The following is a 13,453-nucleotide window of genomic DNA, read 5'->3' as shown; positions in this document are numbered from 1 at the left end:
TACAGGATTCGCTTGCGCTTTTCTTCTTAGTTTTCACCGATATCTTTCAATTATGAGTACCAGTATTAGAAAATGTTGGCTTGTTACCAGTAATTAAAAAAGCTGTTAGCCACATTTGGCCAACAGCTTATCAAAGAATTATACTGTTTTAACGACTATTTGATCCTCTACCATATCAACATGAACGTTTTCTACTGTTTCTTCTTCCAGTATTAAATCGGTTAATTGATCTTCAATTTTATCTTGGATTACACGACGTAATGGACGTGCACCAAACCGTTTATCATAACCTAGCCTTACCAGTTCGCGTTTTGCAGAATCAGTAATTTCAATTGATAATTGACTTTCTTCTAAATTTTGTTCAAGGTCAACAAGCATCAAGTCAACAATTTTTAATAAGTTATCTTCAGATAGCTCATTGAATGAGATGATGGAATCAAATCGATTCAAGAATTCCGGTTTAAAGTATGCACTTAAATTATCCAACGTAGACACCGCTTCGTGCTCAGCCTTGTTAAAACCAACCTGTATCTGCTTATCTCCAGTTCCGGCATTACTTGTCATGATAATAACGGTTTCTTTAAAACTAACCGTACGACCATGTGAATCAGTCAGATGACCGTCTTCCATGATTTGCAGGAACATATTCTGCACGTCTGGATGTGCCTTTTCAATTTCATCCAACAGAAGGATGGAATACGGATTGCGACGTACTTTTTCTGTTAACTGCCCTGCTTCTTCATGACCTACATAGCCTGGAGGTGACCCGATTATTTTAGACACGGCATGTTTCTCCATATATTCACTCATATCTAGTCGAATTAGTGAATCACGGGAACCAAATAGTTCATTTGCTAGTGCTTTCGTTAATTCCGTTTTGCCAACACCTGTTGGTCCAACGAATAGGAATGAACCAATTGGACGGGTTTTTGATTTTAACCCGGCACGGCTGCGTCGAATTGCTTTTGCAACTTTCTCAACCGCCTGTTCTTGACCGATAACATTTTCGCTTAAGTTATTAGCAATATTTTTCATTTTTTCTTGCTCGTCTTTTTGTAGTTTAGTCACAGGAATCCCTGTTTTTTCTTCTACAATTAACAGAATATCCTCTACTCCAACATCGGTAACCTGGGATTCATTTTTAGCCTTATCCAGCTGCTTTTGTAATTGAATCTCCTGGTATCTTAAATTTGCAGCTTGTTCATAGTTTTCCGCATCTGCAGCCTTTTCTTTTTCCTGAACAATTTCATCCAAGCGTTGTTGCAGTGCATCTGAATCTTTCTCTGTGTTTGCTAAGTTTAAGCGTGAACCTACTTCATCCATTAAATCAATTGCTTTATCAGGTAAAAACCGATCCTGAATATAACGCTGTGACAATGTTACAAATGAGCGTATAGCCTCATCAGAATAGTTCACTTCATGAAATTTCTCATAACGATCCTTAATACCATTTAGTATCTGGATCGCTTCTTCTGCAGAAGGTTCTTTCACAATAATAGGTTGGAAGCGTCGTTCTAATGCAGCATCTTTTTCAATTTTGCGGTATTCTTTTAAAGTTGTTGCACCAATTAATTGCAACTCACCACGTGCTAATGCAGGTTTTAAAATATTTCCCGCATCCATTTGTGAGCTTTCTGCAGTACCCGCTCCAACTAATAAATGAATTTCATCTACAAATAGGATGACATTTTTTCTCGTTTGCAACTCTTGAACGAGTTGTTTCATACGTTCCTCAAATTGCCCGCGCATACTAGTGTTTGCTACTAGAGACGCAACATCCAATAAATATATTTCTTTATTCATTAACTTAGTCGGAACATTTCCTTCGACTATCTTCAATGCTAAACCTTCTGCAATTGCAGTTTTACCTACTCCAGGTTCACCAATTAGAACTGGATTATTTTTATTACGTCTATTTAATGTTTCAATTACTCGTTTTACTTCATTATCTCGTCCAATAACTGGATCAATTAATCCTGCACGAGCTGCATGTGACAGGTTCTTTCCTAAATTATCTAATAGACCATTGCCTTGGTTTTGTTGTGTTTTAGTTCCTACATTTGATGCTCCATTTCCTTGAGCAAACTTCTCTTGGAATGAGTCTTGTTGATTTTTGTTAAATCCTGGTCCAGAAAAGAAACCATTTGAATTTATTAATTTTCCTTGTATCTCTTGGAAGCATTCATTGCATACATGCAAATGCATTTTCTCATTATTTAATTGCATGGTTACATTAATATCAGCCGGACGAACTCCACATTGTTGACATTTCATTTGCAATTCCTCCTAATAGAATATTAAAAAGGTAAATTTGACTTTGACTATATTTGACCTTTGACTTCATTATACTCTGACCAATTTTGACTTTCAAGAGTTTTGATCAAATTTCCTGATAAACATAAAAAAAGGCTGTCCCAAAATGTTATTTTGGAACAACCTCTTCATCAGTTTAATGGTGGTTAATTGTTCTTACCTCGTTTTCTCTTGTTCTTTTTGTTCTCTAAATTAAGAAATTCACTTTCGTTTTCACTCGCAAACTCAACGTCATTTCCTAGCTTATCATGTTTGTTCTTGTTGTTCTGTCTGTTCTTATCTTTGTTGCGATTCTTATTTTGCTCTGACATTAATCGACCCTCCCATTTATTTAGGTTCAGTCTTCGCATAGAAGAAAACCTTTTTGTCAAAATTATTTTGTCCATTTTCAAGAAATTAAATCAAAAAATTTCAGTGATTTAATACTCAACAAGACACTTCATTTTGACCCATGAATACAATAATCAGGAAATTTATCATAAAGGAGAGGTTTTGATGTATTACAATCGCCCACACCAGCACTGGCAAAATTGGAACCGGAGAATAACAATAGAAGAAGCGATACAAATTGCTTCTGAACAGGTTCCGGGACAAATTGTGAAGGTGGAATTAGATACGAAAAATGGAGCTTGGATTTATGAAGTTGATATTATTACGTCTCAAGGAATGGAATACGAAGTAGAAGTTGATGTTAATTCAGGTGGAATAATAAGTGTAATACCGGATTAAATAAGAAAAACACTTGGATTATCTACCGATCCAAGTGTTTTTTCTGTTATATTGTTTGTTTTTCTTTTTGGCGCAATTCGATACGACGAATTTTACCTGATGTTGTCTTAGGTAGATCATCGATAAATTCAATCTTACGTGGATACTTATATGGAGCAGTTAATTCTTTTACATGATTTTGAAGTTCTTTTATCAAATCTGGATTGTCTTTGTCCACACTTTCTTTCAAGACGATGAAGGCTTTAACAATATTGCCGCGGATTTCATCAGGACTTGCGACTACTGCACATTCTTGTACATATGGATGTTTTACCAAAGCATCCTCTACTTCAAATGGCCCAATTGTATAACCAGAACTAATGATTATGTCATCACTACGGCCCTCGAACCAGAAGTAACCATCCTTATCCTTAGATGCTTGGTCGCCTGTTACATAGTAATTTCCGCGCTGAGATATTTTTGTTCGCTCACTATCTTTATAATACTCTTTAAATAAAGCAGGACAGTCTAGTTTTACAGCAATATCCCCAATCTCATTTGTCGCGACAGGATTACCGTCTTCATCAATAATGTCCACTTCATTCCCTGGTGTTGGCTTACCCATTGAACCAGGTTTCACTTCCATATCCTTCATCACACCAAGTAACAACGTATTTTCCGTTTGACCATAACCATCACGAACCGTTACATCGAAATAGTTAGTAAACGTATCAATTACCTCTCTGTTCAATGGCTCCCCTGCTGAAACAGCACTGTGTAATGCTGGTAATTGATAGTCGTCCAGGTTGTCAACTTTTGCCATTATGCGATATTCGGTCGGCGTACAGCATAGAACATTGATATCATTATCACTAAGTAATTGTAAGTAGGTTTTCGGATCGAATTTACCATTATACACAAAGCCAGTTGCTCCTGAACCTAGTACAGATAAGAATGGACTCCAAATCCACTTTTGCCATCCCGGTCCAGCCGTTGCCCATACTTTGTCCCCTTCATTGATGCATAGCCAATTTTCAGATGCAGTTTTTAGATGAGCAAAGCCCCATCCATGTGTATGAACTACGCCTTTTGGATTTCCAGTAGTACCAGACGTATATGGTAAAAATGCAATGTTATCACTTGTTGTTTTTGCTATATCTAACTGATCAGATGATTCGTCCATTAATGCATCCAAATGGAGCCAATCTTCTGCCGGTTCTCCTACTACAAAACGATTTAAGTTATCATACTCTTTTATTTGTTTATACTGATCTACAAATGGGAAATAGCTTACAACCCCACTGACCTCACCATGCGTTATTCTATACTGCAAATCTTTTGTCTTTAATATTTCGGAGCTTGGAATAATGATTATACCAGTTTTTAATGCTGCAAGATAAACCGCATACGCTTCGATTAATCGAGGAATCATTACCAGTACTTTATCGCCCTGTTTTAAACCATTATTTAAGAAAGCGTTACCAATTTTATTTACATTTTTCATTAACTGACTATACGTAATTTCTTTCTTATTTCCAGCCTCATCTTGCCATATCAATGCCTTCCTAGTCGGATCGGTAGCATAACGCTCCATTTCCATTACGATGTTATAATCTTTAGGTGCTAGTAAGTCTTCTCTGTTCATTTATTTTCATCTCCAATGCAAGAATATATATTTAGTATAGCAAAGGTTATGAAAATTTTAAATAAATAGTTGAAGTAAATCATTCATAACTGACATTTTTCGACAGTACTATCAAAAACTCTTTCACATTAACCGATAATAGATTATAATAAGTTATATTGTTTATTGATTTTTCTGTTATTTTAAATTACTCTTGGGGACGTGATTGTATGGTAGCTAATTCAACGAAGAAAAAGAACATCATAAGTCAGCTTTTTAAGAAACATCACAATCAATATGAGGACCTAACAACAAGTGAAACGCATTTAAATCCAAGTGAATTAATAAACTATTATACGCAATTCACAAATAATCACCCAGACCTGATTATTGCACTTTCACGAGATGGCGAAATCATTTCACACAATCGAAATAGCATTAACGAATTTTTAGGATATCCCCCTGATGAAAATATTAGTTTAATGAAATATGTAGAAGATAAATGGCAAAAAAAATTAACAACTGCGTTTACCAATGCATTAAAGGGAAAGACATCACGGGAATACATATCTGTCATTAATAATACTCAAGAAGAAATGTTCGTAAATGTAATTTTTATTCCAATCAAACAAACTCAAGTTGTTGTCGACGGTGTATACATTATCGTACAGGACGAAACAGATAGAATACGAATGGAACAAGAGTTAGAAATAAGTGAAAAACATTTACTACATGCTCAACAAATTGCAAAAATAGGTAGTTGGGAATATGAAATTACAAAGGACCAACTACATTGTTCTGATACATTTTTTGATTTATTTGGAATGGATCCATTACATTCAACACCATCAATGGAGACACCTTTTGAATTGGTCCATCCCGATGACTATGAACGGTCATATAAAATAGTAGAGCGAGCGATACAAAAAGGCGTAGGATATGTGAATGATCTTCGCATCTATCATGGAAGAACTGGAGAAATACGTTACCTAAGTATTCAAGCTGAAGCTACATGGCGAGGCAATAAACCGCATAAGCTTGTTGGTGTCATTAAAGACTATACAGAACAAAAAGAATTAGAAATGCGCATGTTTGATAGCCAGAAGCATTTCAAGTATATGATCGATAATTTAAGTGTAGGTGTTTGGCTAAAAGATGTATCCACGGACCGCCTTAGTTATGTATCTAAAGGTGTAGAAACCATTCTTAACTACCCTTTAGAGCAATTATATAAACCAGAAGATATTTGGAAAAGGATTATTCATCCAGATGACCTGGAAACTGTAATGAATCGACAAATTGATTTAGCTGAAGGAAAAACAGTATTACAACGTTACCGCATCATTTGTGGTGACGGAACAACGAAATGGGTTTTTGATCAGACAGTTCCAAGCTTAGATGAGGCTGGAAATCTTGTTCAACTTTTTGGAATGATCATCGACATTACAACTGAAATGGAAATGCATGAACAGCTTGCCTACTTTGCTACCCATGATACTTTGACTGGATTACCAAACCAGCGAAGTCTATATGAAAAACTAGATCAATATTGCACAGAAAAGCAGCATGCACCGTTTGCCCTTCTTTATTTAGATTTGGATCGATTCAAGATTATAAACGATTCATTGGGTTATCACATCGGAGATAAGGTCTTACGAGAAACATCAGAAAGGATGAAAGCTACCCTTCATGAAAATAGTTACCTTACGCGAATTAGTAGCAATGACTTTGTTATATTGATTACTGATTATCCTAATAAAGAAGCTGTGTTCAAGCTTTCCGAAAAACTCATACATGCAATCGAGAAAACATTAATCGTTGATGGCTATGACCTTCATATTACAACTAGTATTGGTATAAGCTTTTTTCCTGAGGATGGTGACAGTAAATTAACCTTAATTGAAAATGCACATGCTGCTTTGTATCATGCAAAGCAAATGGGTAAAAACAACTTCCAGCTCTATTCATTTTCCAGAGACATTACTTCTTACAAAAAGTATATTCTTGAAAAAGATATGCGAAAAGCTATCGAAAATGAAGAATTTGAAGTTTACTATCAACCACGTGTGAAACCTAGTAATGGGGTCATTCAGGGCGCTGAGGCATTAGTAAGATGGAATCATGAAGAATGGGGTCTTGTTTCACCAGGAGAGTTTATCCCATTAGCAGAAGAAAACCATCTTATCATACAGATAGGTGATTGGGTTATTAAAAATGTGTGTGAATCATTGCGGACATGGAAAGAAAAAGGTTTAACTATAAGGCCCATTTCCATCAACATATCCCCAATTCGTTTTTTACGTAGTGGTCTTGTAGAATATGTTAAAGAGCAATTAGATATAAACCAAATCCCAGCAAAATACCTGGAATTTGAAATTACCGAAAGCTCGATGCTGAAAAATGAAAAGATGGTAATAAATACGCTTTCAGGTTTACGTGACTTAGGGGCTAGCATTGCAATTGATGACTTTGGCACAGGTTACGCATCATTAAGTTATTTGCGTGAATTTCATGCAAATACAATAAAGATTGATCAACTATTTATACGCAACATTGAAGATGAAAATACAAAAGACGCAACCATTATCTCTTCCATTTTACACTTAGCTAAAGGATTAGAAATGAAGGTTGTTGCTGAAGGTGTCGAAGAGTATGCTCAATTCGATTTTCTAAAACAAAAAGAATGTGATGAGATACAAGGATATTTATATTCAAAGCCCGTTCCTATTGATCGTTTTGAACAAATACTACAAACTGGATATTTAAAACCGCTGAAAACCAAGGTAATCCAGAAACCTGAGGATGAAAGAAGAAATTATTTTAGAATGGAATTTCCAGCACATGTTATTGGCGAAATGTCGATTATGGAGGTAAATAAACGTAAAGTAAACCTAGGTTCCGCCCAAGTGCTTATAGAAGATATTGGGTTAGGTGGTTTAAAGATTTTATCTACATTAAAACTTCCAGTAAATGCTGCGATAAAATTTATATTCAGAGTAACGCTTATGGGAGAAAAGTTTAATTTAAATGCTAATCTAGTTTGGAAAAACGAAGCTAAGGGTGAGGCGTTTTATTATGGAATTAAGTTTGAAATTAATGAACATGACGAGACTCGGCTAGCAAAAGTGATCAACCAAATGTCAGTACTAGTGAAATTAAAACAAGAAATCCCTGATACCCCGTTTATTAAAGGAAATCCATATTCTTATTTATATCGTAATCATATGTAAGAAATGAAGAACACCAGGTTTTGCGCTGGTGTTCTTCATTAATAAAGGCTCTTTTCATACGCATTGTTGCTTTTTATCTTCATAGTTGATATATATTGCGACGTAAGTGTAAGTGCTATGTTGATTTCCGCTGAGGACCGTTGCTTTCCGCGGGCACGGCTTCAGCCTCCTCGCGGAAGACCACCGCTGCGGGGTCTTCAGACTCGTGCTGTTCCCGCAGGAGTCAACTGTCCGCAGCGAAAATCAACTGCCAAAATAGTGAAAGGAGCTATATAGCACTGCTTCCAGACACCATGTTAGCGGAGGAAATACACGAAGACTCCTGCGGAAACAGCGAAGACGATGAGACCCCGCAGTGAGCGGTTTCTGCTCGCGAGGAGGCTCAGCGCGAGCCCTAAGGTGCGCGTAGTGTATTTCCGGAGCGATACGCTATGACGCAGTTTATATCTATTCTCTTAAAAAGCAACAATCTTTGGGAATACAGCCTTAATAAATTAACTTCGGAAGTATATCTTTTAGAACTAAATCGTCTAGACTTTTAAACGTGTACCCTTTTTTCTTCAAATCATTAATAATACGTGGCAAGGCTTCTGCATTATCAGATGAAACGGTGTGTAACAGGATAACAGCACCCGGGTGAAGTTGATTCATAACTTGCTCATATGCATGATTTTCACCTTTTTGCTTATCCGTATTCCAATCGGAAAAAGCTAACGACCAAAAGATATGAATGTATCCAAGTTCACTGGCCCATTTTAACGTCTGCTCATTAAATATTCCACGTGGCGGACGCAGGTATTTCATTTGCTTTTGATCTGTGATCTCGGCAACAGCATCCTCGAGTGTTTCTAATTCTTTTTTCATGGTTTTCTTTGAAACAATGGAAAAGTCAGGATGGTGATAAGAATGGTTCCCAACAATATGTCCCTCATCTACCATACGCTTAACGAGATCAGGCTTACTCTCTACATAATGTCCAGTAACAAAAAAAGTTGCTGGAACGTTTTCCTTTTTCAGTGTATCTAATATTTTTCCAGTATAACCTTGCTCATATCCATTATCAAAAGTAAGATAGACGACCTTTTCACCCGAATCATCAACATAGTAAGCACCGAACTTATCTAATATTCGCTTATACTTACCAATCTCTGGAATTTCATGATTTGTACTTTTCTTGTATCCCCATCCATAGCCACTTGCAGCAATATTTTCGGGAATACTATAGAACACAACAAGAAATGGCATTGTGAGAAGCAAGATAAAAATGGTTATTTTTTTCATTATTACCCACCTATTTTTTATCTTAACTTTTCCTTTACTAACATGATTTATGCATTGTTAAAATATCATTGCACCTGCCCACCCAAAAATAAATAACGGAATATTGTAATGCATAAACGTTGGAACACAAGTATCCCAAATATGGTGGTGACGACCATCAGCATTTAAGCCGGAAGTTGGACCTAGTGTACTATCAGATGCTGGTGATCCAGCATCACCGAGAGCACCTGCAGTTCCTATTAAAGTTGCTGTAGCAATTGGTGAAAATCCGACTGAAACACAAATTGGAACGAAAAGCGCTGCAATGATTGGGATTGTTCCAAATGATGAGCCAATCCCCATCGTAACGACTAATCCCACAAGTAATAATATAAAAGCGACAAGCGCTTGGTTATTTTCGCCAAAGATACCTGATGATACCTCTACAAGGGCTTTTACAGCTCCTGTTTCTTTTAAAATATTTCCGTAACCTGAAGCAACTAACATAACGAATGCAATTGTCCCCATCATAGCAATTCCATCTGTCATGACTTTATCACCATTACGGAATGGAACAACTATAAATACAAACATTAGGGCTAAACCTGTTAATGCACCAATGATTAAACTTCCTGTAATTAATTGCACCGCCAATGCTGCAACAATAGCAAGCACTGTATATAAGTGCTTTATATTAAACTTCACATCTTTTGGTGCGGACATAGAAACTTCTTCCATTTCATTGTCATCTACATCGGTTGTAGAAAAACGATTCTTTCGATACGTAATGAAAACCGCAAAAAGTAATCCAACAATCATACCAAGACCAGGAATTAACATAGAAAGAGTTACCTGACCCATTGTGATGCTTACCCCATTAGATTCCATGCTATCTTCTATAATTCCCTGAAAAATCAAACCAAATCCCGCAGGAATCATGATATATGGGGTCACTAGCCCAAAAGTTAACGCTGAAGCTACTCCGCGACGATCTAGCTTCATATCATCAAACAGCTTTAACAACGGAGGAATTAAAATTGGAATAAATGCAATATGAACTGGAATTACATTCTGTGACATGCATGCCACTCCAGCGATTGCTAACAACATCATTGTTTTTTTTCCTGTCAACTTTTTTATTAAGTAATTAACTAATATTGTAGTAATACCTGTATAACTAATTGCCACCGCAAATGCACCGAGTAGGATATAGCTAAGAGCTGTCTCCGCTTGTCCTCCCATTCCCCCAACGAGCATATCTACTGATTCAACTAACGATAATCCTGCCATCAAACCAGCAGTAAGTGCAGCTATAATAATTGCTAAAATTACGTTCACACGTAACAAGCTTAATAATGTCATTACTAAAACGGAAACTACTACTACCCATTCCATGGTGTGATTCCCCCACTCTCTATTAAATCTTTCTCTTTAATACTTCACCATGATAAAGCATTAAAGTATAAAAATCAACCATTTTTTCAGACAGAATTGGATTGTTTTTTGTGGTTCGCAGATTATATTTTCACTGTATTTGATTTTATCCAATAAAAAAAGCCCTCACTTTCAAGGGCTTTTTAATTAGTTTAGTGTAAAAGAAAATGCTAAATGATCCTGAATTGGAATCCACGCTCCAATACCCTGTTTTGTTACATTTTTTATTTCTATCGACTTTTTACTTCCTTTAAGCTGGATATAGACATCCCCAAAGGTAACTTGCCCTTTATCAATAACTGCTGGTACATAAGCTGTTAGTGTTCCAAATTTATTAACTGGGACGGTGTAATCATTATCCTTTTGTGTATCTTTCCCTATGACGGTTTGATAGGAAAGCGGTAGGTTCGTTTCCTTAGTAGCATCGAGTAAGATCATTTTCTTAACGTCATCTGGACTTGCTATTTTATTTACCAATGCCCCTGTTACCCCTTTTTGCTCTTTCTGTACATAATGCATTTTTTGAGGATTGGTCCCACCAAGATTATTCTGTTCATTTGTATTCACTTTTTGATATTCCCAATTAACAGTTGTATCCTTGGATTTATAATTAATTGCCCATCTTCCAAGATAAATCATGCCCCGATACCCAATAGAGAATGGTGTAGGATCTACACTTGTTTCATTAAGCATTTTAATTAAATCAGGATTTTCAACTGGTATATCTAATTCTTCTATAAATGCTTTGGTATCTTTACTCGGTTCAACAATCTCCTGATCCTCTGAAGAATTGCTATAGGTATTTTCTTTCGTAATTGTAAGCACGTGATTTGGTACAGCAAAGTCATTTGGAGAAGGTGTTTTGTCTTTACCGGAGCTAGATGTTGGAAAAATTAACATCACACTAATAATTGTTGTAATCACAGTCCAAATTATGGCTTTTCTATTCATGTGTCACATTCCTTTCATTTCTCCTTAGTTTTTTCTGACACACGAATATTATACCTTTTATCTTATTAACGATTAAGTTCGATTGCATCAAGAGTTTCTTCAATTTTAATGCTGGATTCAACTGACCGTATCATTGAACAATTTTTCCTTGATAGTTCCAGGTTTTTGTATAGCTTTTCTTTATTCAGTTGATATCCTTTTATACTGTAATGAAGGCTTATGCGTTCTATACGGTTTGCTACTCGTGGGTTTCGTTCAACTTCTGCTGTGATTGTCATGTCCTCAATTTCCGTACGCTGTTTTTCTAAAATTTTACGAAAAACAGATCCGCTGCACCCAACAATAGAAGCAACCATTAATTGAAATGGTCGGTAACCATATTCTTCATTTCCTGAAATCGATAATTCCCCGTAGTCTAAGTCGATACGCATTCCGTTTTCTTTCAAATAAAACTTCACTTGTAATCACTCCCATAAGAAATTATTTGTTACTTTAGTTCTGTTTATCCTTAATTTGGTTTATTATAACCTTTTATTTAAATTTCGAGCAAACATCTTGATTGACCATTCGATGAAATACATTTAGATTGAGTAGGGAAACGTTTTTCTGATTGATTGGGGGGATTCATTTTGGCTTCAGCGCGATCCAGATTCTGGATTTTGATTTCTCTTGTTGCTATTTCTGGGTTTTCACAAGGGATGATCTTACCACTTCTAGCAATAATCCTAGAACAAAATGGTGTCTCGTCTTCGGTAAATGGACTTCACGCTACTGGGTTATACATAGGGGTATTAATCGCCTCGCCATTCATGGAAAAACCAATGCGAAGATTTGGATTTAAGCCAATCATCGTATTTGGAGGGTTGCTTGTAATTGTATCTCTAGCACTTTTTCCATTATGGGATGCTCTTTGGTTTTGGTTTATCCTTAGAATGCTAATTGGCATTGGCGATAACATGCTTCATTTCGGGACTCAAACCTGGATCACAACTACTAGCAGTAAAGAATCAAGGGGCCGTGATATTGCCTTTTATGGATTATTCTTCGGAATAGGATTCACACTAGGTCCATTGATGACACGACTATTATCAATTAATGAAGCACTACCTTTTCTCCTTTCTGCACTATTTAGTATGATTGTTTGGTCTATGCTTGCATTTGTTCGAAACAAATGGCCAGAAGAGGATGTATATACGGGGCAGGGGACAAGCTCTTTTAAACGATTTATACAAACAGGCAAAATTGGATGGGTAGCCTTACTTCCTGCGTTTGGCTATGGATTTTTGGAGGCAACCCTACATGGAATCTTCCCTATTTACGGATTGCGGATTGGACATGATGTAGAAACTCTATCTTTAATCATACCTTGTTTTGCTGCAGGAAGCGTTATATCTCAGTTACCACTTGGGATTCTTAGTGATCGGTTCGGTCGACGAAGTATTCTAATCACGGTATTATCCGCTGGCAGTGTTTGTTTCTTTTTAGCAACCTTTTTTGAAACATCTGCACTCGCTTTATTTATCCTATTTACCCTTGCAGGAATTTTCGTTGGTTCACTATTTTCACTTAGCATTTCCTATTTAGCGGACGTTCTTCCCCGGTCATTACTTCCAACTGGAAATATTATGACTGGTGTAGCCTTTAGTATTGGCAGCATTACTGGGCCGTATTTAGGTGGTTTATTTATTCAGATAACATCAGGTGTATCCTTTTTCTATGTGATTGTAGGTATGCTTCTTGTCATCTTGGCCGCTACAATATACAAAAAGAATCTTGTTGTAACGTAAAAAGACACTCGCGATGAGTGTCTTTTTTATATGGAAAGAAAGTATAAAACTTTGGCGTTAATCTGTCTAGCTCCAGCGCCTAACCCCTCGAGGTTTTAAGTCGAATCTCTTTGTGATAAAAATCATCACTAAGAGATTCGTCTTAA

Annotated in this window: 10 protein-coding genes; 3 read left to right on the top strand and 7 right to left on the bottom strand. The window is 36.4% G+C overall.

What is annotated here, in order from left to right; all coding sequences use genetic code 11:
- Window positions 1-138: 138 nt before the first annotated feature.
- Both LG329_RS14020 and LG329_RS14015 read right to left on the bottom strand, forming a co-directional pair.
- Entirely contained in the window at window positions 139-2,274 is a 2,136-nt protein-coding gene (locus tag LG329_RS14020; RefSeq protein WP_404451444.1) for an AAA family ATPase, read from the bottom strand.
- A gap of 185 nt (window positions 2,275-2,459) precedes the next feature.
- Window positions 2,460-2,624 (bottom strand): hypothetical protein, encoded by a 165-nt coding sequence (locus tag LG329_RS14015; RefSeq protein WP_404451443.1) that lies wholly within the window; start codon window positions 2,622-2,624, stop codon window positions 2,460-2,462.
- A gap of 184 nt (window positions 2,625-2,808) precedes the next feature.
- On the opposite strand from LG329_RS14015, the gene LG329_RS14010 reads away from it, so the two are divergent.
- Entirely contained in the window at window positions 2,809-3,042 is a 234-nt protein-coding gene (locus LG329_RS14010) for a PepSY domain-containing protein (protein WP_404451442.1), read from the top strand.
- A gap of 46 nt (window positions 3,043-3,088) precedes the next feature.
- Here LG329_RS14010 and mbcS read toward each other — a convergent pair whose 3' ends face one another.
- Complete coding sequence (gene mbcS / locus LG329_RS14005) at window positions 3,089-4,666, bottom strand: acyl-CoA synthetase MbcS (RefSeq protein WP_404451441.1); 1,578 nt, start codon at window positions 4,664-4,666, stop codon at window positions 3,089-3,091.
- A 209-nt stretch (window positions 4,667-4,875) separates the two neighbouring features.
- Here mbcS and LG329_RS14000 point away from each other — a divergent pair, with 209 nt between their 5' ends.
- Entirely contained in the window at window positions 4,876-7,875 is a 3,000-nt protein-coding gene (locus LG329_RS14000; RefSeq protein WP_404451440.1) for an EAL domain-containing protein, read from the top strand.
- A gap of 486 nt (window positions 7,876-8,361) precedes the next feature.
- Here LG329_RS14000 and pdaA read toward each other — a convergent pair whose 3' ends face one another.
- The 4 genes from pdaA to LG329_RS13980 form a co-directional block, all read right to left on the bottom strand.
- The gene (gene pdaA / locus LG329_RS13995) at window positions 8,362-9,156 is read right to left on the bottom strand and encodes a delta-lactam-biosynthetic de-N-acetylase (protein ID WP_404451439.1); all 795 of its coding nucleotides are present in this window, start codon (window positions 9,154-9,156) and stop codon (window positions 8,362-8,364) included.
- A 57-nt stretch (window positions 9,157-9,213) separates the two neighbouring features.
- Window positions 9,214-10,530: a Na+/H+ antiporter family protein gene (locus tag LG329_RS13990; protein ID WP_404451438.1), complete on the bottom strand. Its 1,317-nt coding sequence runs from the start codon at window positions 10,528-10,530 to the stop codon at window positions 9,214-9,216.
- A gap of 186 nt (window positions 10,531-10,716) precedes the next feature.
- The gene (locus tag LG329_RS13985) at window positions 10,717-11,520 is read right to left on the bottom strand and encodes a YfkD family protein (RefSeq protein WP_404451437.1); all 804 of its coding nucleotides are present in this window, start codon (window positions 11,518-11,520) and stop codon (window positions 10,717-10,719) included.
- Window positions 11,521-11,585: 65 nt separating this feature from the next.
- Window positions 11,586-11,978, bottom strand: coding sequence for an OsmC family protein (locus LG329_RS13980; protein ID WP_404451436.1), 393 nt, complete (start codon window positions 11,976-11,978; stop codon window positions 11,586-11,588).
- Between the two features lie 171 nt (window positions 11,979-12,149).
- Here LG329_RS13980 and LG329_RS13975 point away from each other — a divergent pair, with 171 nt between their 5' ends.
- Window positions 12,150-13,307: an MFS transporter gene (locus LG329_RS13975; RefSeq protein WP_404451435.1), complete on the top strand. Its 1,158-nt coding sequence runs from the start codon at window positions 12,150-12,152 to the stop codon at window positions 13,305-13,307.
- Window positions 13,308-13,453 lie beyond the last annotated feature (146 nt).

This window comes from Virgibacillus necropolis, assembly GCF_044793635.1.
GTDB lineage: Bacteria > Bacillota > Bacilli > Bacillales > Amphibacillaceae > Virgibacillus_F > Virgibacillus_F necropolis_A.
Note: the sequence above shows the minus strand (reverse complement) of the source record. Positions and strands in the feature narration are given on the sequence as shown.

What these genes read in the sequence shown, in the direction of transcription:
- LG329_RS14020 (WP_404451444.1), bottom strand. Translation starts at nt 2,274, where the DNA reads ATGAAATGTCAACAATGTGGAGTTCGTCCGGCTGATATTAATGTAACC.
- LG329_RS14015 (WP_404451443.1), bottom strand. Translation starts at nt 2,624, where the DNA reads ATGTCAGAGCAAAATAAGAATCGCAACAAAGATAAGAACAGACAGAAC.
- LG329_RS14010 (WP_404451442.1), top strand. Translation starts at nt 2,809, where the DNA reads ATGTATTACAATCGCCCACACCAGCACTGGCAAAATTGGAACCGGAGA.
- mbcS (WP_404451441.1), bottom strand. Translation starts at nt 4,666, where the DNA reads ATGAACAGAGAAGACTTACTAGCACCTAAAGATTATAACATCGTAATG.
- LG329_RS14000 (WP_404451440.1), top strand. Translation starts at nt 4,876, where the DNA reads ATGGTAGCTAATTCAACGAAGAAAAAGAACATCATAAGTCAGCTTTTT.
- pdaA (WP_404451439.1), bottom strand. Translation starts at nt 9,156, where the DNA reads ATGAAAAAAATAACCATTTTTATCTTGCTTCTCACAATGCCATTTCTT.
- LG329_RS13990 (WP_404451438.1), bottom strand. Translation starts at nt 10,530, where the DNA reads ATGGAATGGGTAGTAGTAGTTTCCGTTTTAGTAATGACATTATTAAGC.
- LG329_RS13985 (WP_404451437.1), bottom strand. Translation starts at nt 11,520, where the DNA reads ATGAATAGAAAAGCCATAATTTGGACTGTGATTACAACAATTATTAGT.